The 22,357-nt window shown below is 66.6% G+C and carries 23 protein-coding genes and 1 pseudogene; 13 read left to right on the top strand and 11 right to left on the bottom strand.

Annotated features, from left to right (window positions below):
• The first annotated feature begins 49 nt into the window (after positions 1 to 49).
• The 5 genes and pseudogenes from ACE3TU_RS00795 (at position 50) to ACE3TU_RS00815 (ending at position 1,568) form a co-directional block, all read left to right on the top strand.
• On the top strand, positions 50 to 340 hold the full coding sequence (locus ACE3TU_RS00795) for a nucleotidyltransferase family protein (RefSeq protein WP_374618935.1): 291 nt from the start codon (positions 50 to 52) through the stop codon (positions 338 to 340).
• Entirely contained in the window at positions 337 to 696 is a 360-nt protein-coding gene (locus tag ACE3TU_RS00800) for a DUF86 domain-containing protein (RefSeq protein WP_374618938.1), read from the top strand. The genes ACE3TU_RS00795 and ACE3TU_RS00800 overlap by 4 nt, the downstream gene beginning before the upstream one ends.
• A 261-nt stretch (positions 697 to 957) precedes the next feature.
• A pseudogene (locus tag ACE3TU_RS00805) lies at positions 958 to 1,249 on the top strand (nucleotidyltransferase family protein).
• Complete coding sequence (locus ACE3TU_RS00810) at positions 1,246 to 1,479, top strand: DUF86 domain-containing protein (protein ID WP_374618940.1); 234 nt, start codon at positions 1,246 to 1,248, stop codon at positions 1,477 to 1,479. The pseudogene ACE3TU_RS00805 and the gene ACE3TU_RS00810 overlap by 4 nt, the downstream one beginning before the upstream one ends.
• 8 nt (positions 1,480 to 1,487) lie before the next feature.
• The gene (locus tag ACE3TU_RS00815) at positions 1,488 to 1,568 is read left to right on the top strand and encodes a hypothetical protein (protein ID WP_374619014.1); all 81 of its coding nucleotides are present in this window, start codon (positions 1,488 to 1,490) and stop codon (positions 1,566 to 1,568) included.
• A 75-nt stretch (positions 1,569 to 1,643) separates the two neighbouring features.
• Here ACE3TU_RS00815 and ACE3TU_RS00820 read toward each other — a convergent pair whose 3' ends face one another.
• The 5 genes from ACE3TU_RS00820 to aspS form a co-directional block, all read right to left on the bottom strand.
• The gene (locus ACE3TU_RS00820) at positions 1,644 to 2,408 is read right to left on the bottom strand and encodes a glycerophosphodiester phosphodiesterase (protein WP_374618943.1); all 765 of its coding nucleotides are present in this window, start codon (positions 2,406 to 2,408) and stop codon (positions 1,644 to 1,646) included.
• Positions 2,409 to 2,412: 4 nt separating this feature from the next.
• Positions 2,413 to 2,703 carry a Dabb family protein gene (locus ACE3TU_RS00825; RefSeq protein WP_374618946.1) on the bottom strand — a complete coding sequence of 97 codons (291 nt, stop codon included), beginning with the start codon at positions 2,701 to 2,703 and terminating at the stop codon, positions 2,413 to 2,415.
• Positions 2,700 to 4,997: an NADP-dependent malic enzyme gene (locus ACE3TU_RS00830; protein WP_374618949.1), complete on the bottom strand. Its 2,298-nt coding sequence runs from the start codon at positions 4,995 to 4,997 to the stop codon at positions 2,700 to 2,702. Before ACE3TU_RS00830 ends, ACE3TU_RS00825 begins: the two co-directional genes overlap by 4 nt.
• Before the next feature lie 79 nt (positions 4,998 to 5,076).
• Positions 5,077 to 6,663 carry an EAL domain-containing protein gene (locus tag ACE3TU_RS00835; RefSeq protein ID WP_374618952.1) on the bottom strand — a complete coding sequence of 529 codons (1,587 nt, stop codon included), beginning with the start codon at positions 6,661 to 6,663 and terminating at the stop codon, positions 5,077 to 5,079.
• A 115-nt stretch (positions 6,664 to 6,778) separates the two neighbouring features.
• A complete protein-coding gene (gene aspS / locus ACE3TU_RS00840; RefSeq protein WP_374619016.1) occupies positions 6,779 to 8,548 on the bottom strand; it encodes an aspartate--tRNA ligase in 1,770 nt (589 codons plus the stop codon).
• Between the two features lie 172 nt (positions 8,549 to 8,720).
• On the opposite strand from aspS, the gene rnd reads away from it, so the two are divergent.
• The 3 genes from rnd (at position 8,721) to ACE3TU_RS00855 (ending at position 10,628) form a co-directional block, all read left to right on the top strand.
• Positions 8,721 to 9,884, top strand: coding sequence for a ribonuclease D (gene rnd / locus ACE3TU_RS00845; protein ID WP_374618955.1), 1,164 nt, complete (start codon positions 8,721 to 8,723; stop codon positions 9,882 to 9,884).
• A 160-nt stretch (positions 9,885 to 10,044) separates the two neighbouring features.
• Positions 10,045 to 10,350 (top strand): nucleotidyltransferase family protein, encoded by a 306-nt coding sequence (locus tag ACE3TU_RS00850; RefSeq protein WP_374618958.1) that lies wholly within the window; start codon positions 10,045 to 10,047, stop codon positions 10,348 to 10,350.
• The gene (locus ACE3TU_RS00855) at positions 10,347 to 10,628 is read left to right on the top strand and encodes a DUF86 domain-containing protein (protein WP_374618960.1); all 282 of its coding nucleotides are present in this window, start codon (positions 10,347 to 10,349) and stop codon (positions 10,626 to 10,628) included. Before ACE3TU_RS00850 ends, ACE3TU_RS00855 begins: the two co-directional genes overlap by 4 nt.
• A 67-nt stretch (positions 10,629 to 10,695) precedes the next feature.
• On the opposite strand, the gene ACE3TU_RS00860 is transcribed toward ACE3TU_RS00855, so the two are convergent.
• The 4 genes from ACE3TU_RS00860 to ACE3TU_RS00875 form a co-directional block, all read right to left on the bottom strand.
• Positions 10,696 to 12,168, bottom strand: a complete 1,473-nt coding sequence (locus tag ACE3TU_RS00860; RefSeq protein WP_374618963.1) for an exopolyphosphatase — start codon at positions 12,166 to 12,168, stop codon at positions 10,696 to 10,698.
• A gap of 62 nt (positions 12,169 to 12,230) precedes the next feature.
• Positions 12,231 to 14,399: an RNA degradosome polyphosphate kinase gene (locus ACE3TU_RS00865; RefSeq protein ID WP_374618965.1), complete on the bottom strand. Its 2,169-nt coding sequence runs from the start codon at positions 14,397 to 14,399 to the stop codon at positions 12,231 to 12,233.
• Positions 14,386 to 15,138, bottom strand: a complete 753-nt coding sequence (locus tag ACE3TU_RS00870) for a hypothetical protein (protein WP_374618968.1) — start codon at positions 15,136 to 15,138, stop codon at positions 14,386 to 14,388. Before ACE3TU_RS00870 ends, ACE3TU_RS00865 begins: the two co-directional genes overlap by 14 nt.
• Complete coding sequence (locus tag ACE3TU_RS00875) at positions 15,135 to 16,274, bottom strand: AI-2E family transporter (protein WP_374618971.1); 1,140 nt, start codon at positions 16,272 to 16,274, stop codon at positions 15,135 to 15,137. The genes ACE3TU_RS00870 and ACE3TU_RS00875 overlap by 4 nt, the downstream gene beginning before the upstream one ends.
• An 83-nt stretch (positions 16,275 to 16,357) precedes the next feature.
• Here ACE3TU_RS00875 and purM point away from each other — a divergent pair, with 83 nt between their 5' ends.
• Positions 16,358 to 17,434 (top strand): phosphoribosylformylglycinamidine cyclo-ligase, encoded by a 1,077-nt coding sequence (gene purM, locus ACE3TU_RS00880; RefSeq protein WP_374618974.1) that lies wholly within the window; start codon positions 16,358 to 16,360, stop codon positions 17,432 to 17,434.
• Between the two features lie 41 nt (positions 17,435 to 17,475).
• Positions 17,476 to 18,018, top strand: coding sequence for a phosphoribosylglycinamide formyltransferase (purN, locus tag ACE3TU_RS00885; RefSeq protein WP_374619019.1), 543 nt, complete (start codon positions 17,476 to 17,478; stop codon positions 18,016 to 18,018).
• Between the two features lies 1 nt (position 18,019).
• On the opposite strand, the gene ACE3TU_RS00890 is transcribed toward purN, so the two are convergent.
• The gene (locus ACE3TU_RS00890) at positions 18,020 to 19,075 is read right to left on the bottom strand and encodes a GGDEF domain-containing protein (protein ID WP_374618975.1); all 1,056 of its coding nucleotides are present in this window, start codon (positions 19,073 to 19,075) and stop codon (positions 18,020 to 18,022) included.
• A gap of 277 nt (positions 19,076 to 19,352) precedes the next feature.
• On the opposite strand from ACE3TU_RS00890, the gene ACE3TU_RS00895 reads away from it, so the two are divergent.
• The 3 genes from ACE3TU_RS00895 to ACE3TU_RS00905 all read left to right on the top strand — a co-directional run bounded on the left by ACE3TU_RS00895 (position 19,353) and on the right by ACE3TU_RS00905 (position 22,045).
• On the top strand, positions 19,353 to 20,456 hold the full coding sequence (locus ACE3TU_RS00895; RefSeq protein ID WP_374618977.1) for an HD-GYP domain-containing protein: 1,104 nt from the start codon (positions 19,353 to 19,355) through the stop codon (positions 20,454 to 20,456).
• Positions 20,457 to 20,487: 31 nt separating this feature from the next.
• Positions 20,488 to 21,066, top strand: a complete 579-nt coding sequence (locus ACE3TU_RS00900; RefSeq protein ID WP_374618980.1) for a YdeI family protein — start codon at positions 20,488 to 20,490, stop codon at positions 21,064 to 21,066.
• 88 nt (positions 21,067 to 21,154) lie between these two features.
• Positions 21,155 to 22,045 carry a DMT family transporter gene (locus ACE3TU_RS00905; RefSeq protein ID WP_374618983.1) on the top strand — a complete coding sequence of 297 codons (891 nt, stop codon included), beginning with the start codon at positions 21,155 to 21,157 and terminating at the stop codon, positions 22,043 to 22,045.
• Here the strand turns inward: ACE3TU_RS00905 and ACE3TU_RS00910 are convergent, their stop codons facing one another.
• The gene (locus ACE3TU_RS00910; protein ID WP_374618986.1) at positions 22,046 to 22,339 is read right to left on the bottom strand and encodes a DUF1330 domain-containing protein; all 294 of its coding nucleotides are present in this window, start codon (positions 22,337 to 22,339) and stop codon (positions 22,046 to 22,048) included.
• Between the last annotated feature and the right edge of the window lie 18 nt (positions 22,340 to 22,357).

A 22,357-nucleotide genomic window follows, 5' to 3' on the forward strand; every position in this document is an offset into this window, starting at 1 on the left:
CCTTGCATTTGGCCGGGCGGGTCCTATCCTAAGGGGCAGGAGACGAAGAATGCGCCCATCCGTGGTGTTCGAGCAGAACCGGGAGTTGATCCGCGAGCTGACTGTCCGCCGCCGGATGACGAATCCGCGAGTTTTTGGCTCGGTACTGCATGGAACCGACACGGAGGGGAGCGACATCGATCTCCTGGTCGATACCCTGCCCGACACGACGTTGTTCGACCTGGGCGGGCTCCAGGAGGACCTCGCCGAAAGGCTCGGTGTCACCGTGCAGGTGGTGACACCGCGTGAGCTATCCCGCTATTTTCGCGACAAGGTCCTGGCAGAGGCGCAGCCAGTGTGATCGACAATCGGCTGCGCGTTCTCGTCTGGCATATCCGCGACGTGGCCGCAGAGATCGCGGAGTTTGTTGCCGCCAACTCGCAGGAGCAGGTCAAGGCGAACTTGTTCGCTGCGCGCGGTTTGGTCCACAGCCTCTACATGGTTGCCGACCTGGCAACCCGGCTCCAGAATGAACACCCGGAGTTCGTTGCGGCCGTGTCTGACGTGGCCTGGAGAGACATTCGCGGTCTGCGCAATCGAATTGCCCACAGCTACTTCGAACTCGACCATGAGGTGGTCTGGAGAGCCGCCGTTGTAGAAGTACCTGTGCTTGCCGGAGTGTTGGTCGAGAGGCTCGACAACCACGGGCGTGCGTAGTTGTCGAAAGGGTCCTGGCTGAGGTGAGGCACAGGATCGGCGAGCTTGAACCGCAGCCGCGGCCGAAGGACTAGCCCCCCTCACACCGGCTCGTGGTCGATGTCCAAGAACCGCTCCACTTCCAAGCAGTTGATTGGGAGGATCGCAAGGTGGGCAATTCGACATCCCGCAAGCGCAATTCAAGGAGCCCCCGGAACCGCGTTTCCGCGAGCGGGTTTGCAGTCGGGCTTCGGTGCTTTAGCCTGAGCTTGGAGACTAGAGATGCGTCCGTCCGAGGTGTTCGAGCAGAAACAGAGCTTTGATCCGCAAGGTGGCCGCACGCTACCGCGTTGCGAATCCACGCATCTTTGGTTCTGTGCTGCACGGGGACGACAGGAACGATAGCGACATCGACATTATGGTCGATATTGTGCCGGGAACAAGCCTGTTCGACCTGACCGGCCTGCAGAGCGACCTTGAAGCGGCCCTCGGGGTGCGCGTGGACATCGTTGCGTCGACGGGGTTGCACCGCTTCATTCGAGACAAGGTGTTGGCAGAGGCGTTGCCAGTATGATCGACGAGCGTGTCGCGTTGAGCCTGGACGGCATGAAACAGGCCGCCGCCGATGCAATCTCGTTTGTCGCAGGAATGTCCGAGGCCGAATTTCTCCAATCGACAACGACACGGATGGCTTGCGCCATGTGTATGGCCCTTATTGGCGAGGCGACCGCCCGGATCGAGAGGCGCTCGCCGGACTTTGTGGCAGGCATCCTGATTGGCCGTGGAACAAGATACGCGGACTAGGAAACCTGATCGTTCACGACTACGGCCACCTCGACATGCCGACGATTTGGGTAGTGGTGCATGAGTCGCTTCCAGATCTCGTGTCGTAGATCCGAGGGGTAGGCGAACTCGATCCGAGGTCGTGGCCTAAGGAGTAGGTCGCCGAGCTGCTTCACCCCCAAGACCTACCCCTGTTCCCGCACATACCCGATCAGCCAGTCCGGCCAGTTGATGGTCATGCCGTTGCAGCCGAGCTCGGCGGCGGCGACCATTTTTTCGCGGCTGGAGATGCCGGAACTGCGGGCCTCGAGGCCCAGCGAGTGGGCGAGATCGACGATCTCGCGGGACTGGTTGGCGGCGTTGAGAGTGATCATCGAGAAGTTGTTGCGGGCGCAGCGGCGAACGGCCTCGGTTGGGTCGGTTCGCAGCAGTTCCTCCGGCGCCCACGCGATGCGCAGCAGCGGCTCCAGCTGCTTGGCGCGCTTGAGGCCGGCTTCATCGACGATCGAGAACAGGTAGACCTGCTCGGCCAAGCCAAACTCTGCGATGCAGGCGACCACCGCCTCCACCAGTCCCGCCATCGGCTTCTTCAATTCGACATGGTAGGTCAGCGTATCGCCAAACTCCGCAAACAGCTGCCCCAGCGTGATCAGCTTCTCGCCCGCATAGCCTCGATCCCAGTTGAGCCTCGGATCGTGCCACGAGCCGGCATCGAGCTCGAGCAGTTGGGCCAGCGTGTGGTCCTCCGGCAGCCCGCTGCCATTGGTGGTCCGCTCCAGCGTCTCGTCGTGAAACAGCAGGAGTTCACCGTCCCTGGTGAAGGCGACGTCGGTCTCGACTTCGGTGGCCCCCAGGTCCACGGCACGCCGGAAGCTGGCCATCGTGTTCTCCGGCGCGTAGCCGCTGGCACCTCGATGGGCGATGATGTGAAACGGAGAGGCGAGCGGCATCCCCTCACACCCTCTCGTAGTCGATCTCCAGAAACCGCTCCACCTCGCGCTCCCAGCGCTCCTTGACGAACTTCACGTGCACGGGGTGCTCGTTGTAGGCGTCGTAGGCGGCCTGGTCCCTGAACTCCATCGAGAAGCCGAACTCGTAATCGTTCTTTCGGCTCACCTGCTTGAGCTGCTCGAACTTCTCGACGCCCGGAATGCCGGCCAGCACCTTGGCGTCGCGCAGGAACGCCTTCTCCTGCAGGGAGCCGTGCGCGTGCTTGAGGACGAATATCACGCTGTGCCGGATCATGCCGTCTCCTCCTCCAGCGCCACCGCTTCGCTGGCGGCGATTGCCGCCATATTGACGATTCCGCGGCTGGTGGTCGAGGGGGCCAGGATGTGCGCCGGAGCGCGCGGACCCATCAGGATCGGGCCGACCGCCAGGGCGTTGTTCATCTCCTTGAGCAGCGTCATCGACAGGTTGGCGCTGTCGAGCGTGGGAAACAGCAGCAGGTTCGCCTCGCCACCCAGCACCGAGTCGGGGACGTAGCGGCGGCGCAGTTCCTCGTTCAGCGCCACGTCGCCCTGCATCTCGCCCTCGACGATCATCTCGGGCGCCACGGCCTTCAGCTTGCGGTAGGTCTCGCGCATCTTGAAGGCGCTCTCGCCGTCGCGCGAGCCGAAATTAGAGTAGCTGAGCAGGGCCGCCTTGGCCTCGATGTTGAAGCGCTTGAGATGATCCCGCGCCTGCAGGGCGATGCTGACCAACTCGTCCGGCGTCGGGTCGACGTTGACGTAGGTGTCGGCAAGGAAGAACACCCCGCGCGGCATGATCAGCATCGACAGCGCCGACACGTCCCGCACCCCGTCCTGCAGGCCGATGATCGAGCGGATGTCGCGCACGTGCTTGATGAAGCGCCCCTGGAAGCCGCACAGCATGGCGTCGGCTTCGCCGCGCTTGACGCTCAGTGCCGCGATCACCGTGGTGTTGGTGCGCACGATGGTGCGGGCGATGTCCGGCGTCACTCCGCTGCGGCCCACCAGCGAATGGAAAAGCGTGACATAGTCGCGATAGCGCGGGTCGTCCTCGGGGTTCACCACCTCGAAGTCGCGCCCCGGCTTGATGGTCAGCCCGAAACGCTGCAGCCGGCTCTCGATCACCTGCGGCCGGCCGATCAGGATCGGCTGCGCCACGCGGTCCTCGATCAGCACCTGCGCGGCGCGCAGCACGCGCTCGTCCTCGCCGTCGGCGAAGGCGATGCGCTTGTTGTGTCCCTGCACCCGGTCGATCACCGGCTTCATCACCAGTCCGGAGCGGAACACGAAGCGATTGAGGCTGTCGTGGTAGGCATCGAAGTCGAGGATCGGCCGCTTGGCGACGCCGCTCTCCATCGCCGCCCGCGCCACCGCCGGCGCGATCCTCAGGATCAGCCGCTGGTCGAAGGGGTTGGGGATGATGTGGTCGGGGCCGAAAACCGCCGGCTGGCCGGAGGGCGAGACTTCCAGCCCCGGATCGTGCGCCAGCTTGGCGATGGCCTTCACCGCCGCGAGCTTCATCTCCTCGTTGATCGCCGTCGCGCCCACGTCAAGCGCGCCGCGGAACATGTAGGGGAAGCAGAGGACGTTGTTGACCTGGTTGGAATAGTCCGACCGCCCGGTGCAGACCATGGCGTCGGGCCTCAGTTCCCGCGCCACTTCCGGCATGATCTCCGGCACGGGGTTGGCGAGTGCCAGGATCAGCGGGTTGGCCGCCATCCTGGCCAGCATCTCTGGCTTTAGCGCCCCTGCGGCGGACAGCCCGAGGAAGACGTCGGCGCCATCGAACACCTCGGCCAGCGTCGTCGCCTCGCTGTCGGGCCGGCAGAACTTGCCCCGCCACCGGTCGTTGACGTCGTTGCGCTTGTAGGTGAGCAGGCCGTCCTTGTCGGCCACCCAGATGTTCTCGAGCCGGGCGCCCAGCGCCAGCAGCACGTTGAGGCAGGCAATCGCCGCCGCCCCGGCGCCGGAGGTGCAGATCTTCACCTCCTCGATCCTCTTGCCGCTCAGTTCCAGTCCGTTCAACACCGCCGCGCCGACGATGATGGCCGTGCCGTGCTGATCGTCGTGGAAGACCGGGATCTTCATGCGTTCGCGCAGCGCTTCCTCGATCTCGAAGCACTCCGGCGCCTTGATGTCCTCGAGGTTGATGCCGCCGAAGGTCGGCTCCAGCGGCCGTACCACCTCGATGAACTTCTTGGGGTCGGTCTCGTCCACCTCGATGTCGAAGACGTCGATGCCGGCGAACTTCTTGAACAGGACCGCCTTGCCCTCCATCACCGGCTTGCTGGCGAGGGCGCCGATATTGCCCAGACCCAGCACCGCGGTGCCGTTCGAGATGACGGCGACGAGGTTGCCGCGTGACGTGTATCGGGTCACGGCATCCGGATCGGCGGCGATTTCCTCGCACGGCGCCGCCACGCCGGGCGAATAGGCCAGCGACAGGTCGCGCTGGTTGCCCAGTGGCTTGGTGGCCTGGATCTCGAGCTTGCCGGGCTTGGGATACTGGTGGAAATGCAGCGCCGCTTCGCGCAGCGCCTTTCTCTGTTCGGTCAGGTCGGCGGACATCTTTGGCCCTCATCGCAAGGGCTGAGTGAGTGCCACTAATCGCGCCGAATGGAAAGCGGCTGTTCGGCCCGGCCTCGGCTCAGGCCGCCGCCCTCGGCAGGTCGGCGGGCCGCGCCGACCCGTTGAGCGCCAGAGCCAGTTCCCGGAAGGCGGTGCCCTTGAGCGGCGGCGCAAAGAGGTAGCCCTGGGCCAGGGTGACGCCATGGGACCTGAGGTAGACCGCCTGCTCCTCGTTCTCGACGCCTTCGGCAACGATCTCGGTGCCGAGGTCGCGTGCCATCGAGATCAGGCCGTCCAGCACCGGCACCTGGGTGAGCCCGGGCTTGATCATGTCGACGAAGATGCGGTCGATCTTGATGACATCGACACCCAGCGGCTGCAGGTAGGCGAGATTGGAGTGTCCGGTGCCGGCATCGTCCATGGCGATCCGGCAGCCCAGCGCATGCAGCCCGGCAATGACGCCGGGAGCCGTGGCCATCCGGTCCATCGGCTGGCGCTCGGTCAGTTCGAACACGAGTTGCCGGAACGAGATGGTCGTGCCGGCAAAGATCGTGTGCACGTCGTCGACCACGTTGCCGTCGCGAAAGTGCCCCTCGAACAGGTTGATCGAGATCTTGAGCTCCGGCATCTCCCGGCAGAGGTCGGCGAGGTCGTCGCGCGCCTGCTGCATCAGGCTGATCGTCATCGGAATGGCGAGACCGGTCACCTCCGCGTACTCGATGAAGGCGCCCGGCGACACCACCTCGCCCGATCGTTTCTCCCAGCGGGCGAGCACCTCGCAGCCGGCCAGTCCCCCCGTCCTGAGGTTGATGACCGGCTGGTAGTAGGGCTTGATCTCGCCCGCCTTGATCGCACGCTCGAGGTCGAACGCGGGCAGGTCGGAGCGTCGCACGTACTGAAGCGCCAGGATGAGGAACGCCGCGCTCATCAGGCTGGAGATGATGGTGAAGCTGGTATCGAGATCGGCGTAGTCGGCCCGCACGATGGCGAAGGGCACTGCGGCCATGACGCGGATCGGCAGGGAGCCCGCAAAGCTCTCGACGGACAGGAACTCGGTCGTTCCCCGCGCGTCGTAGCCTGCCGAGTCGCCGGCTGTCAGCATGGCGGTGCCGTCGGAGAGTGCGATCCGCACCACGCTGGTCGGCTTCAGGCCGTTGAGCAGGCTGGCCGCCTCCGCCGCGATCACCGGCACGAAGGTCGAGACCTTGCGCGACTGGCCGAAGCCCTGCGTGACCTTGATGAAGGGCGCCGCCAGATCGGCGAAGCGAACCACCTCCATCGTCTCGGTCTGGCTCGGGATGCTGAACGGCTTGGTCAGCGGGGCATGCTGCACCTGCTTGCCCAGCGCGTCGCAGTACTGCACGCCGTCATAATTCTCGACCAGCACCTGCTTGAGGTAGAGGCTGCGCTCCATCTGCTGGTGCACGCTGGCGACGAAGCCGGGCGTGCACAGCGATGCACTGTCGGCGAGGATGTGCCGCAGCGAGCCGATGGCATCGTAGACCGTCGCCTGAACGCGCGCCGCCACCGCGTCGGCTGTCCCCTGCAGCACGGCCCGTTCCCGCACCCGCACGTAGGAATCGAGCAGGAAATCCACCGCCATGACCGGCAGGAACGCGGCTATCGCCGCGATCAGTGTCAGCACATGCGCGTATTTCGACTTCACGTCGCCTCGAATCCAGGCCCGGGTGCTAGGCAACAAATGCCTAGCAGGGCTCGGTTTAAGGGAGTGTCAACGAAATGTCCGCGGCGTGCCGGGATGGGACGGCGCGTCCAGCCCGCTACTTGTCGGCGATGACGCGGATGCTCAGCTCGCGCAGTTGCTTCGGCGACGCCGGACTCGGCGCGCCCATCAGCAGGTCTTCCGCCTGCTGGTTCATCGGGAACAGCGTGATCTCGCGCAGGTTCTGTGCCCCGCACAGCAGCATCACCACCCGGTCGATGCCGAAGGCGGCGCCACCGTGCGGCGGCGCACCGAACTGGAACGCCCGGTACATGCCGCCGAACTGCTCGATCACTTCCTCGCGCGACTTGCCGGTGATCTCGAAGGCCCTGACCATGGTTTCGGGCAACTGGTTGCGGATCGAGCCCGAGGCGATCTCGAACCCGTTGCACACCGCATCGTACTGGTAGGCCTTGATGGTCAGCGGGTCCTGCGTGTTGAGCGCCTCGATCCCACCCTGCGGCATCGAGAACGGGTTGTGCGCGAAGTCGACGCGCTTCTCGTCCTCGTTCCACTCGTAGAACGGGAAATCGACGATCCAGCAGAACGCGAAGCGGTCGAGCTGCGTCAGGTTCAGGTCGAGCCCGACCTTGACCCGCGCCTCGCCGGCGAAGCGGTACATCTTCTCGGGCCGGCCGAGCACGAAGAACACGGCGTCGCCATCGCCCAGACCGAGCTGGGTACGGATCGCGGCCGTCCGTTCCTCGCCGATGTTCTTGGCGATCGGGCCCGAGCCGGCGCCGTCCTTGAAAAAGATGTAGCCGAGCCCGGGCTGGCCCTGCCCCTGTGCCCAGGCGTTCATGCGATCGCAGAAGGCGCGGCTGCCGCCGCCCTTGGCGGGGATGGCCCAGACCTCGACCTTGTCGTCGGTGGCGATCTGGTTGGCGAACACGCCGAAGCCCGAGCCGCGGAAATGCTCCGTCACGCCCTGCATCTCGATGGGATTGCGCAGGTCGGGCTTGTCCGAGCCGTACTTGCGTACCGCCTCCTGGTACGGAATGCGCGGCCAGCCCCTCGTCACCGGCTTGCCGTCGCCGAACTCCTCGAACACCGAGGTGATCACCGGCTCCATCGTCGCCCAGATCTCTTCCTGGGTGACGAAGCTCATCTCGAGGTCGAGCTGGTAGAACTCGCCCGGCAGGCGGTCGGCGCGCGGATCCTCGTCGCGGAAGCACGGCGCGATCTGGAAATAGCGGTCGAAGCCGGCCACCATCAGCAGCTGCTTGTACTGCTGCGGCGCCTGCGGCAGCGCGAAGAACTTGCCGGCGTGAATCCGGCTCGGCACGAGGAAGTCGCGCGCACCCTCAGGCGAGGAGGCGGTGAGGATCGGGGTCGAGTATTCGGCGAAGCCGATCTCGCCCATCCGCCGGCGCATCGACGAAATGACCCGGGTGCGCTTGACGATGTTGGCGTGCAGCGTCTCGCGTCTCAGATCGAGGAAGCGGTAGCGCAGGCGGATGTCCTCGGGATAGTCCGGCTCCCCGAACACCGGCAGCGGCAGCTCAGTGGCCTCGCTCAGCACCTCGAGCTCGCGGATGAAGACTTCCACCGCGCCGGTCGGCTGCTTGGCGTTCACCGTCTCGGGGGTCCGCGCCTTCACCTCGCCGTCGACCCGGATCACCCATTCCGAGCGCACGGTCTCGGCCAGCTTGAAGGCGCTGGAATCGGGATCGACGACCAGCTGGGTCAGCCCGTAGTGGTCGCGCAGGTCGATGAACAGCAGGCCGCCATGGTCGCGCACCCGGTGCACCCAGCCCGAAAGGCGCACATTATTGCCCACGTCACCGGTCCGGAGGGCGGCACAGGTGTGGGAGCGATAGCGGTGCATCTCGGTCATTTCGGTTCTCGGAAAGCGGCGGATTCAGGCGCGGGACAAGCGCATGCACGCCAGACTTTGTCAAGTTGCCGGGGGCGACCGGCGGGCCCAGCGATTCGCTGCTGGCAGGCCGGGGATTCGCCTGTTATTCAGATTCCACAGTCTGGTTGGCGAAAGAGTCCTGATGGAACTCATTACCTCGACCGACGTGCTCGCAGCCTTCTGTGTGCGGGCCGCCGGCTATGATTTCGTGACGGTCGACACCGAGTTCCTCCGCGAGACCACCTACTGGCCCAAATTGTGCCTGCTGCAGGTCGCCACCCTCGACGAGGCGGTACTGGTCGATCCCCTGGCGCCGGACCTTGACCTGCAGCCCTTCCTCGAACTGCTCGGCAACGAGACGGTCCGAAAGGTCTTCCATGCCGCGCGGCAGGACATCGAGATCTTCGTCAAGCTGACCGGCAAGGTGCCATCGAACATCTTCGACACGCAGATCGCGGCCTCGGTCTGCGGCTTCGGCGACAGCGTCTCCTACGACAACCTGGTGCGCTCGATCACCGGAGTGGAGCTCGACAAGTCGTCGCGCTTCACCGACTGGGCGGCGCGACCGCTGAGCGAGAAGCAGAAGGTCTATGCGCTCGCCGACGTCACCCACCTGCGCGACGTCTACGCCTCGTTGCTCAAGCAGGTCGACGACACCGGTCGCTGGGACTGGGTCGAGGACGAACTGGCGGTGCTCGAATCCATCCACACCTACGTCGTGCAGCCCGAGCACGCCTGGGAACGGCTGAAGGCCAAGCTCAACAAGCCGCGCGACGTGGCGGCGCTGAAGGCCCTCGCGGCGTGGCGCGAACGGCGCGCCCAGGACGCGGACCAGCCGCGCAGCCGGGTCCTCAAGGACGACGCCCTGGTCGAACTGGCCATGCAGCGCCCGACCTCCCCCGAGGCCTTCGACAAGCTGCGGGCCGTTCAGCGCGGCTACGGGCGCTCCTCGGCGGCCGCCGAGATCATTGGCATCCTCAAGGACGTCGAAGCGCTGCCGAAATCGGACCTGCCCAAACTGCCGGAACGCTATCGCGGCCCCTCCCCCAAGGGAGCCGTCGGCGATCTCATCCGCGTGCTGCTCAAATCCGTCGCCGAGGATAACCGCGTCGCCTCGCGCATCATCGCCACGTCCGACGAGATCGACGCCTTGGTGCTCGACGACGACGCCGACGTGCCAGCCCTCAAGGGCTGGCGCCGCAAGCTGTTCGGCGACAAGGCCCTGGCGCTCAAGCACGGGCGCATCGGCCTCGCCGCCGGCAAGGGCGGCGTGATCGAGATCGAGATCATCGACGACGACGAGTGAGAATCGCCCCGCGGGGTCGAGTCGTCCGCTGGACCCATCCGAGGTTCGAACGCAGCCCGTCCCTCGCCCGCCGTGGTCACCCCGTCGAACCGGGGGACGGGGTCCTCGGGTGGCGAAAGCACCCGCGAAATGCTACATGTCCCGCAGTCGAGGTCCGATCATGCGCGACATCGCCCGCGAAGAACTCATCGCCGAGTTGCTGCGGCTGAAGCCGGAGCTCGAGAAGGGAGGCGTCAGGCATATGGCGCTGTTCGGCTCGCGGGCACGCCGCGACAACCGCCCCGACAGCGACATCGACCTGATCGTCGATCTCGATGACAGTCGTGGCCTGTCGCTCCTCGACATCGTCGGCTTTCACGACCTCGTGGAGGACCGCATCGGCCTGCCAGCGCACATCACCACGAGAGGCAGCCTCGAGGGCAGGTTCAAGCAAAGGGTCGAACGCGATCAGGTGACCGTATTTTGAGCAGCGACGCAGAACGCGCGCTATGGCGACTGGAGCATATCCAGGTAGCCGCCCAGCAGATCAGAACGTTGCTGAAAGACAGGGTGGTCGCCGACCTAGGAACGGATTTCGTCGTTAGGGCCGCCTTTGAACGCCTGATCGAGATCATAAGCGAAGCATCGCGCCACATCCCCGCCGAATGGAAGGCGCAACACCCCGACGTACCCTGGCAGCAGGTTCACGGTATCGGGAACATCCTGCGTCACGTCTACCACTCGGTTCAGCCCGACGTGCTCTAGAACATCTACAAGGACGACCTCGGTCCCCTCGAACGCGCCGTCGATGCCATGATTGCCGCCTACGGCCCTATCCCGTAACCACGGCCATCGCCTTGATCCCCGCCACGCCGGCCAGCTGGTCGAGGCGACCCCGCAGGTGCTCGCCGTCGAGGAACGCGAGCTCTGGCGCCAGGTGCAGATGCAGGCTGCCCTTGTCCAGCGCAAAACGGGTCTTCCCCAGCACCCCCGGCATGGCGGCGGACATCGGGTAGGCCACCCGCAGCGCCGCCCCCAGCAGGCGGGCCCGTTGGCTCGCCGTCGGGCCGGCCAGCGCCAGCACGTCCTGGCTGATGGATTTCTGCTTGAGCCCCATGTAGCGCACGGCCAGCACCTCGGCGAGGAAGGCGCGACCAGGGTGGTCGACGCCGGTCATCGAGCCATAGGCCACCATGTCGACGGCCTGTTCGCCGCGATAGTCGGGATGGCCGCGCCAGCCGATATCGGCAAGCAGGCAGGCAACCGTGCGCAGCCGGTTTTCCGCCGCCGTCTCGACGATGCCGAGGGCGTGCAGCAGGCCCGAGGTGAAGGTGACGAGGTCGCTGGCATGCTCGGGCGCGCGCGAGCGCAGCACGTTCATTTCCTCGGCGGCCTGGATGAGCGGATCGAGCCGGCGTTCCCGCTCGTCCAGCAGCCCGTAGAGGTACCCCTCCCGCACGCCGAGTGCCGAGAACACAACCGAGTCGAAGCGCCCGGCCCGCAGCACCTCGATCATCACGGCGGCCCCGTACGGCACAAGGTCGCGCCGTCCGGAACTGGCCACCTCGGCCCCCGGGTACGGCTTGCCGGCGGCATTTGCCGCGACGATGTCCTCGCACAGCTTGAGGATGTCGGCGGCACGCGCTGAATAGTGCTGCACCATGTGCAACGGGTACCCGCGGAGAATCTGGTGCACCTTCGCCAGCGACCGCCAGGTGCCGCCGATGGCGCAGAAGACGCCCCCCTGCCCGGTCAACAGTTCCGACCGCTTCAGCCTCTGCCGGGCAACCGCCTGGGCCTTGGACGGGCTGTTCTGCGAGTCGTCCTGAATGCGGATGACGCCAAGGCCGTGTGTCTCGCCGGTCGAATCGAGTCCCGACCGGATCATCGACAGCTCGAGGCTGCCGCCCCCCAGGTCGCCGACGAGACCGGCGAAATCCGGCATTCCGGAAATCGCGCCGAGGGCGGCGAAATGCGCCTCCTCCTCGCCGCTCAGGACGTTCACCGGTGCGTTCATCAGTTCTTCGACGGCGGTGACGAAGCTGGCCGAGTTGGCGGCCTCGCGCACGGCCGAGGTGGCGAGCACGAAGGTCCTGCCGACCTTCATCAGCCTGCACACCAGTGCAAAGCGCTGGATGGCGGTCAGCGCCCGATCGATATTCTCGTAGGCGATCCGGCCGGACTGAGCGAGGCCCCGCCCGAGCGAGCACGCCGACTTCTCGTTGTACAGGGCCGTCAGCGAGCGCGCGTGCCGCTCGTAGACGACCAGCCGCACCGAGTTCGAGCCGATGTCGAGCACGGCCACTGGGCGAGCACCCTTGATTCGGCCCTGCGCTGTGGGGTCGGCATCAACGCCCCAGTACTGATTCAATCGTCGCTGTCCTCGCTGTCGCGCTTGGAGGCGCTGCCGCGGCCCGAGAGGCTCGCATTCGTCATGAAGTACTCGTGCGCGCTGAACGGCTCATCGCCCTCCTGCAGCCGCACGCGGTCCGAACTGCCATCAGGCAATACCTCCCAGCTCTGCTGGTTGTCCTTGAGGTAGGTCACCATCATCCGGTCGAGAATCTGCTTATGCACCGTCTTGTTGAGGATGGGAACCATCACCTCGACACGCCAGTCGAGGTTGCGCTGCATGACGTCGGCCGAGCTCATGTAGACCTTGGCCTTGCGCGAGGGCATCGGTTCGCCCTGCCCGAAGCAGAAGATGCGGGAGTGCTCGAGGAAGCGCCCGACTACCGACTTGACCCGGATATTGTCGGAGAATCCGGGGATGCCGGGCCTCAGGCAGCAGATGCCGCGCACGATCAGTTCGATCTTCACGCCCTTCTGGCTGGCATCGTAGAGCGCGTCGATGATCTCCGGATCGACCAGCGCGTTCATCTTCAGCCAGATGGTCGCCGGCTCGCCGCGTTCGGCGTGGCCTACCTCGCGGGCGATGCAGTCGAGCAGCGTCTGGCGCAGCGTCACCGGGGAGAAGGCGATCGCCTCCATCTCGGCCGGCCGGGCATAGCCGGTGATGAAGTTGAAGACGCGGCTCACGTCGCGCGTGATCGAGGGCTCGGTGGTGAAGTAGCTGAGGTCGGTGTAGATCTTGGCGGTGATCGGGTGGTAGTTGCCGGTCCCCAGATGGCAGTAGCTGACCAGCTTGCCCGCCTCTCGCCGCACCACCTGGCTCATCTTGGCGTGGGTCTTCAGCTCGATGAAGCCGAACACCACCTGGGCCCCGGCGCGCTCGAGATCGCGGGCCCAGCGGATATTGGCCTCCTCATCGAAGCGCGCCTTGAGCTCCACCAGGGCCGTCACCGACTTGCCGGCCTCCGCCGCCTGCACCAGCGCCTTGACGATCGGGCTGTCGCGCGAGGTGCGGTAGAGCGTCTGCTTGATCGCCACCACGTCGGGGTCGCGGGCCGCCTGCATGAGGAACTGCGCCACCACGTCGAAGCTCTCGAACGGATGGTGGACCAGGAGGTCCTTGGCGCGGATCGCCGCGAAGATGTCGCCGTTATAGTCCCGTATCCGCTCCGGATAGCGCGGCAGGTAGGGCGAGAACTTCAGGTCGGGCCGGTTGATCTCGCAGATCTTCGAGGCATCGGCCAGCCCGAGAAAGCCTTCCACCTCGAACGTATCGGTGGACTCCACCCCAAGCCGCTCGGAGATGTGGCGCCGCAGCGCCCGCGGCATCTTCTTTTCGATCTCGAGGCGGATCACCTGCCCGCGACGCCGCTGCCGCAGCGCCGACTCGAACTCCACCACCAGGTCGGCGGCCTCGTCGTCGATTTCGATCTCGGTATCGCGGATGATCCGGAAGGCCCCCGACCCGGTCACCTCGTAGCCGGGGAACATCTTGGTGATGAACAGGTTGATCATCGTGTCGACGGTCACCACCTCGACCCGGTTCTCCTGCGTGAGCTCGTTGGGCAGGGTGACGAAGCGATCGAGGTTGGCGGGAACGCGCACCAGCGCGGTGAGCGTCTGCGTCGTGCCCGGCCGCGCCATCTCGAAGGCGAGCGTGAAGCCCAGGTTCGGAATGAACGGGAACGGGTGCGCCGGGTCCACCGCGATCGGCGTGAGCACCGGGAAGACCTCCTCCCGGTAGAGCTTCTGCAGGTACTGAACCTGATCGGCGCTGAGGTCGTTCGCCTCGTGGATCACCACGTCCTTGGCAAAGAGCTCCTCGCGCAGCTGCTGCCAGTGATCCTGCTGTTCGAGATGCAGGTGCTGGGCGAGGTTGGCGATCTCCTCGAGCTGCTCTGCCGGGGTCAGCCCGTCGGCGCTCTGCTTCATCATGCCGGCGCGCAGCTGGCCCTTCAGGCCGGCCACGCGAACCATGAAGAACTCGTCGAGATTGTTCGCCGAGATCGAGACGAAGCGCAGCCGCTCGAGCAGCGGATGGTTGGTGTTTCCGGCCTCCTCCAGCACGCGCATGTTGAACTGCAGCCAACTCACTTCGCGGTTGACGAAGCGCGCCGGGCTGTGGCGCAGCTCCGTCGCGTCGGGGGCGTCGGCGGGCTCGGCGATTTCGCTAATCTCGTTCATCTTCTTCTGCCTCGTCGGCGAGTTCGAGTTCCATCTGGGCGTCGTCGCGCCCGACGCCGCGCTGCCTCAGCACCTCGGCCGCGATGCTTCTGGTTATGGCCGTTCCGCGCTCCAGCGCCATGCGATCCATCAACTGCGTCAGCGCAACCGCTTCCTCCGGGGAGCGTTCCATGCGCGCCACGATGAAGGCAATGAGCCTGGGTTCCACCGCAACCTGCCGGTCGCCAAACAACTTCACGAACATCTGTGACAACTGGATGTCGTCGCTCACCGCCACGTCGAAGCGCGCCGCGAGTCGGGCCCGCGACTTCAGATCATCGGTCGCGAACGGCCAGCTGGCAACGGGAATGCGGGCGGTCAGCAGGGTCGGCCGCCCGTCACGCATCGACTGGTTGATGAGGTGGAAGAGCGCCGTCTCCTCATAGCCGGCCCGATCCGCGTCCTCGACCACCAGCGGCCGCTCGCCCCCACTGCGCGACAGCTCGTCGACGGTACCGGGCATCACGTAGGTGGCGCCGGCGCGCTCCGCCCAGACGCGGGCGAGGTGCGACTTGCCCGAACTGGCCGGCCCTTCGAGCAGCGTCAGGGGGCCCGGCCAGTCGGGATAGGACAGGATGTGCGCATGCGCCATCCGGTTCCCGTCACCGACGATGAAGTCATCCTCGGCGTGCGATGGTCGGTGCCCGAGGTCCAGCGCCAGCTGACCCGGCCGATGCTGCGGCGAGTCCGGCTGGGTCATGTCGCCTTGGTGGTGCGCCGCTTCGACGCGGGCGCGGTCCCCGCGGGGGGCGGTGCCGACGGCGGCGCGGGCTCGTCCAGTCCGAGGTAGAGACTCGAGCCCTGGTAGCGGTGCAGGGCGTAGCGCGTCAGCACCCCGGTGATCGCCGCCAGCGGCACCGCCAGCAGCAGGCCCACGAAGCCGAACAGCAGCGCGAAGGCGAACAGCGCGAACATCAGCCACACCGGGTTGATGTTGATGCTCTGCCCGACCAGCTTGGGATAGAGGATATTGGCCTCGAGGAACTGCCCCACCAGGTAGATCGCCAGGATGATCAGCACGAAGACCCACTGGTCCGGCCAGAACTGCACCAGCGCCACCGTCATCGAGAGCGCAAAGCCGGTGAGGAAGCCGACATAGGGTACAAAGCTGAGCAGCCCCCCGATCAGGCCGATGGCGAGACCGAAATTGAGCCCGGCAAGCGTCAGTGCCGTCGCGTAGTAGACGCACAGGACGAGGATCACGCCGCCCTGCCCGCGGATGACGCCGGCCATGGCGCGATCGATGTCGCCGAGGATGCCGCGGATCTCGGCCTGATGCTGGCGCGGCAGTAACTGGTCCGCCTTGGCCATCATCCCCTCCCAGTCGACCAAGAGGTAGTAGGCGACCACGGGGGTGATGAACAGCACGGCGATGGTGTTGAGCACGGTCAGCCCGCTCTGCGCCAGCGTCGCCGTCACGAGGCCGGCGAACTCGACTCCGCGCCCGATCAGGTCGGCGAGACTGCCCTCGAGCTGCGCCGCCCGCTCCGGTCCCAGCCACTCGTTGAGCTGCGGCGCCCAGGTCTGAAGCAGGGCCTGCAGGTCCCCCACATAGCTGGGCAGTCGGCCGACGAGGTCGGCCACCTGCTGCGCCACCAGCGGCACCAGCGAGAGGAGCAGGCCGGCAATCACGGCGATCATCAGCGCCAGCACGATCATCGAGCCCCAGGTGCGCCCGACGTGCCATCTCTGCAGCCAGTTGACCACCGGGTTCAGCAGATAGGCGAGCGCCAGCCCGACAACGAAGGGCAGCAGGATGGAGCGGAACACCCACAGCAGCAGAATGGCGGCCAGGAACAGGCCGACCCACACCAGCACCTGATTGCGAAGCGTCATCGAGAGGGCATCTCTTGCGTGAGTGGGGTGGAGCGGCTATCAGCGCACCAGTTCTGCGGCCCAGGGAAGTCCGGCTCAAGCCCATGTCCGACGCACAAAACCTGCCATCAAACGGTCTCTCGTACAAGCAGGCTGGTGTCGACATCGATGCTGGCAATGCCCTCGTTGAGGCCATCAAGCCCGCGGTCCGCTCCACCCGGCGGCCCGGCGCGGACGCCGAGATCGGCGGTTTCGGGGGCCTGTTCGACCTGAAGGCAGCCGGTTTTGTCGATCCGATCCTCGTCGCGGCCAATGACGGTGTCGGGACCAAGCTCAAGATCGCCATCGACACCGGCAACCACGCGACGATCGGCCAGGACCTCGTGGCCATGTGCGTCAACGACATCGTCGTGCAGGGCGCCGAGCCGCTGTTCTTCCTCGACTACTTCGCCACAGGCCGGCTCGACGTGGCGGCCGGAACCGCCATCGTCGAAGGCATCGCCGAGGGGTGCCGGATTGCCGGATGTGCGCTGATCGGCGGCGAGACCGCCGAGATGCCGGGCATGTACTCGGGCAAGGACTACGATCTCGCCGGCTTCGCCGTCGGCGCCGCCGAGCGCGGCACGCTCTTGCCGCGCGGCGACCTCGCCGCCGGCGATGTGCTCGTCGCCATCGCCTCCTCCGGCGTCCACTCCAACGGCTACTCGCTGGTGCGCAAGATCGTCGAGATCGCCGGGATCGACTGGTACCTGCCGGCTCCGTTCGACCCGCGCAGGACGCTCGCCGAGGCGCTCCTCACGCCGACCCGCATCTACGTGAAGCCTCTGCTCTCCGCCCTCAGGGCCGGCATCGGCATCAAGGCGCTCGCCCACATCACCGGCGGCGGCTTCATCGACAACATCCCCCGCGTGCTGCCGGCGACGCTGGCCGCGCATGTCGAGCTGTCGCGCGTCACCGTGCCGGGGGTGTTTGCCTGGCTCGCGCGTGTGGGCGGCATGAACCAGCGCGAGATGCTGCGAACCTTCAACTGCGGCGTGGGCATGCTGTGCGCCGTCGCCAGGCAGGACGCCGAGCGCCTCGTCGCGCACCTCGCCGCCGCCGGCGAGACCGCCGCGGTAGTGGGCGAACTGCGGGAGCGGACGGGCGAAGCGGTCACCTTCAGCGGCAGTCTGGCGCTGTGAAGAAGCGCGTCGCCATCCTCATATCCGGCCGCGGCTCCAATATGGCCGCGCTGATCGAAGCGGCGCGCGACCCCGCCTACCCGGCACAGATCGTCGGCGTCTTCTCCAACGTCCCCGATGCCCCGGGCCTCGCCACGGCGGCCAGCTACGGCATTCCGACGGCGTGGCGCTGGCACAAGGACTATCCGAGCCGCATCGGCTTCGAACTCGCCATCGGCGACGTGCTCAAGCTCTGGCGGCCGGACTTCATTGCGCTGGCCGGTTTCATGCGGATGCTGACGCCCGAGTTTGCGCGCAAATGGCAGGGCCGCATGATCAATATCCACCCCTCGCTGCTTCCCGCGTTCCCCGGCCTGCACACGCACGAGCAGGCGCTGGCGGCCGGGGTCGCAGAACATGGCTGCACCGTCCACTTCGTCACTGCGGGCATGGATGAGGGACCGACCATCCTGCAGGCCAGAGTCCCGGTCGAGCCGGGCGACACCGCCGCGACGCTGGCCGCGCGCGTTCTCACCGAGGAGCACCGGATCTACCCGCAGGCCCTCGCCATGCTGGCCCGTGGAGAGGCCACCTTTCCGGCCTGAGTCAGTCCGCGATCATCCAGCGATTGCGGCCGGCGTGCTTGGCCCGGTAGAGCGCCGTGTCGGCACGCTCGAACAGGCTGGTGAAGCTGTCAGCCGGACGGAACACCGCCAGCCCCAGCGACACGGTGACGTTGCCCACTATCGCGTCGCCCATGCACCGGGCGAGGTCAATGTCGGCGACGGACCGGCGCAGCCGCTCCGCCGTCCCCTCGAGCTTGGCGCCGTGGGTGTCGTGGACGATCACCACGTACTCATCGCCGCCGAAGCGGAACACCCTCTCGCCCGCCCGCACCGACGACGTCAGAGCCCGCCCGACCTCGCGCAGCAGGCGGTCTCCCGCCTGATGGCCATAGCTGTCATTGAGCACCTTGAACCGGTCGATATCGACCAGGATGAGGGTCAGGCTGGCGCCTCCCCGGCGCGCCTTGTCGACAGTCGTCAGCAGTTCGTCCTCGGCGCCGAGCCGGTTCGGCAGTCCGGTCACTGCGTCGAGTTGTGAGTCGCGGGCCGCCTGCGCCAGTTGCTCCCGCGTTGCCGCCAGCTCCGCCTGGGCCGCCGACAGGGCCGATCGCAGCAACCCCTTGGCGCGGATGAGCGCATCATGCTGTGCCGCAGCAGTCCGCACGACGCTGCGCAGCGCGTCCCGGCCGGCGCCGGAGTCGCGCAACGCCTGTTGCGTGGCGAGCAGCGCCTCACGGTGTTCGCTGGCCGACGCGCTGGCGCTGTCGAGGCTGTTCCCCAGCCGGTCCAGTTGCATGGCCAGTTCGGCGGCAAGCCTGAGGGTGGTGTCGGTCGCCCCGTCCCAGGGCGTGGCGTCCCGAAGCGCTTCGCCCAGCGGACGGCCGCTCCGCTCGCTCTGCCGCACAGCGCCGTCGACGATCGCACTCGTCACCGGGCTCGCGCCCAGCGAATGCTCGAACAGCAGCCCGTATACCGGCGGGGTCGGAGGGATCATCTCCCGCTCGAGGAGACCCATCACCTCGGCGGAAATGCTCTGCGCCATCGCCAATGTGGCATCGGGTGGTCCCGGCGTCCGGGTCGCGACAGGGGCAGGCACGTCGCTCGCCTCCCTGGCGAAATTCTCGACCCGCGTATACTGCCTCAACTTGGTTAATGGACCACCAAGCCCGCTGCTAAGTGCGCACTCTGTCAACGCCTTTCCGGTTTCGCAGCCGACGGGGGAGGTCGATTCACGACGCGTTAAGTCCCAAACCGTACCTTGCATTCATCCAGAAAGTCATTTTCAGCAAGAAGATTAGTAGTTGCCCCATCTTGGCATACCCGCGCTGGCCGATGCTGCAGTGCCTTTCCTTGTTGTCTTTGACCCGTCTCGCGTGGAACTGGCCCGTGGACTGGCGCACGGTCTGGCCCTGCCCAGCAACTGCGTCTTCGACATCGAGGACGGCGGACTTGCAGCGCGACCACGTCTCCTTGTCGACATCGACCTGACCGACACCCGCTCGGTCGATCGGTTCCGGCAGGCCATGGGGACACCACCGGCCCGGCGCGACTGGCTGTTCATCGTCGCGCGCACCGATGCTCGCCATCAGACGCAGACCCAGGCCAATGCCCTCAATGCCAGCCGCAACATCGTGCGAAGCGAGGCCCGGCCGGCCTTGCTGCGAATGATGTCGGTGGCGGGGCAGCGCGATGGCTCGCGGGCCGCCGTCGAGGCGCTGCTCGCCGCTCCGGGCGGCCGGTCCATCCATGCCGCCGGCGTGGAACTTGCCGGACTGTTCAGCAGTTTCTCGGACGCACGGCCGTTCTCGCTGCAGGCGGTGCACGCCGTGGGGACCGAACTCATCGGCAGCATCGGCGACACCGGCGCGGCGAACTGGCTCGACACCGTGCGCGGCCATCACGAGGGCACCTTCCAGCATTGCCTGCTGGTTGCCGGCGTGGCGGCGGCCTATGCGGCCCGGCACCTGAGGGGGACCCGCATGGCCAGACGCCTGACCGATGCGGCGCTGCTGCACGACATCGGCAAGGCCTGCGTTCCCCTGCATGTGCTCGACAAGCCGGGGCGCCTCGATGAGACGGAACTGGATCTCGTGCGGGCCCATCCGCGCGCCGCCGTCGACTATCTCGCATCGACCCCGGGCCTCGAGCCCGAGGTGCTCGATGCCGTCCTGCACCATCACGAGGCACTCGACGGCAGCGGTTATCCGGACGGGCTCAGGGGCGGCGACATCACCGCCCTCACCCGTATCCTCACCGTCTGCGACATCTTCGCCGCACTGGTCGAGCGTCGCGCCTACAAGCCGCCCCTCTCGGACGAGGATGCCATCGCCATCCTGGTCGACGGCGCGCTCGACGGCAAGGTGGACTACATCCGCGTGCGCAGCCTCGCCGAGGTCTTCGGCATGAACCTTCCAGCGACGCTCGACGACGTCCGTGTCAACATGGCTCGGGCCGCGGAATCGCTCCCGGCCCAGTGATCCCTCCCCGGACGGCGTGCGTAACTTGGCCATGGCGACCGACCACGACATCGTAGAAGTCCGTTCCCGCGCGGAACTGCGGGCCTGGCTGGCCGCCAACCACGACCGCAGCGGCAGCATCTGGCTGGCGAGCTACAAGAAGCACTCCAACTGGTACCTGCCCTATGACGCCATCGTCGAGGAAGTGCTCTGCTTCGGCTGGATCGACAGCCAGCCGCGCAAGCTGGACGCAGACCGGTCGCTGTTGCGGCTGTCACCGAGGAAGCCGGGGAGCGGCTGGTCGCAGGTCAACAAGACACGGATCGAGCGACTGCTGGCCGAGCACCTGATGACCCCGGCAGGCCTCGCGTGCATCGAACGAGCCAAGGCCGATGGCTCCTGGCAGGCCCTCGACGAAGCCCATGCCGGCACGGTGCCGGACGACCTCGCGGCCGCCTTCGCGGGCCATCCGGGCGCGGCCGAGCGCTTTGCCGGGTTTCCGCCTTCCACCCGCCGGGCCATCCTCGAATGGATCACGAGCGCGCGGCGGGTCGAGACCCGCGCCGCGCGTGTCGAGGAGACGGCCCGCCTTGCTGCGCAGGGCATCAGGGCCAACCAGTGGCCGAAATAGCCATCACCGCAAGTGATGGCTCCCATCGTCAAAATCGGTTCGACGCAGCGCTCCCGGCCGCCTATACGGGCACAAACGGAGAACGTGAATGCCGCTGCGCTACTGGGTCCTCATCATCTCGCTCGGCGCCGTGTGGGGCGGCTCGTTCTTCTTCAACGCCATCCTGATCCGCGAGCTGAGCCCGCTGTGGGTCTCGGCCGGGCGCGTCACCATCGGCGCGGCCATCTGCTGGGCCTATTTCATCGCGACGCGGCGCACCCTGCCCCGCGACCGGGCGCTGTATCCGCAACTGTTCGCGCTGGGGCTGATGAACTACGCGGTGCCGTTCGCGTTGTTCCCGTACGCCGAGCAGCACCTGCCGAGCGGCATTGTCGGCGTGATCAACGGGCTGACGCCGATGACCACGGTGATCGTCAGCCAGCTCTGGGTCGGCGGCGAGAAGGCGACCCTCAACAAGACCCTCGGCGTGTTCGTCGGATTTGCCGGAGCCGCCCTGCTGGCCTCACCCTCCTTCGGCTCCGGCGCCTCGGGACAGGTCCTCGCCTACCTGGCCGCGCTGCTCGCCACCTGCTGCTACGCGGTGACCCTCAACTACGCGCGCCGCTTCAAGGGGCTCGACTCGGCAACCATCGCCGCCTGCTCGCTGACCGGTGCCGCGCTCGCCTCGGTGCCCACCGCCTTCGCCTTCGACGGCATGCCGGTGATCGCCCTCCCCGAGACCTGGGCGGCGCTGTTCGCCATCGGCGTGCTTTCGACCAGCTTCAGCTTCCTTCTGGTCTACTGGCTGCTGCCGCGCGTCGGAGCGACCAACCTGTCGCTCAACACCTTCATCACGCCGATCTCGGCCCTGCTGCTGGGCGCCCTCGTGCTGCACGAAGCGCTGGCGCCGGTGCATTTCATCGGTATCGCGGTGATCTTTTCCGGCCTCGTGTTCATCGACGGCCGGCTGCTCAAGAGGTTCGGGCGGGTTACCGCCTGATCAGCCCTCGAAGCCCTCGACGATGACGAAGTCGGCGACGCTCGCCGCCAACCGATCCTGCAGGCCGCGCTGGTATTCGGCCGATTCGTAGACGCGCACGGCATCGGCGTAGCTGGGAAATTCGACCAGCACGGTGCGCGACGAGGCCCGCCCCTCCACCACCCGCTGCTGCCCGCCGCGGATGATGAAGCGCCCCGCATTGGCGGCGAGGAACGGCCGCACGAACGCCTGGTAGACCTTGTAGGCCTCCGGGTCCGTCACCTCGATATGAACGACCCAGTAGCCCTTCGCCATTCTACTCGATCCCTTTCG

It is taken from the genome of Devosia sp., assembly GCF_041917035.1.
In the GTDB taxonomy this organism is placed as follows: Bacteria; Pseudomonadota; Alphaproteobacteria; order Rhizobiales; family Devosiaceae; genus Devosia_A.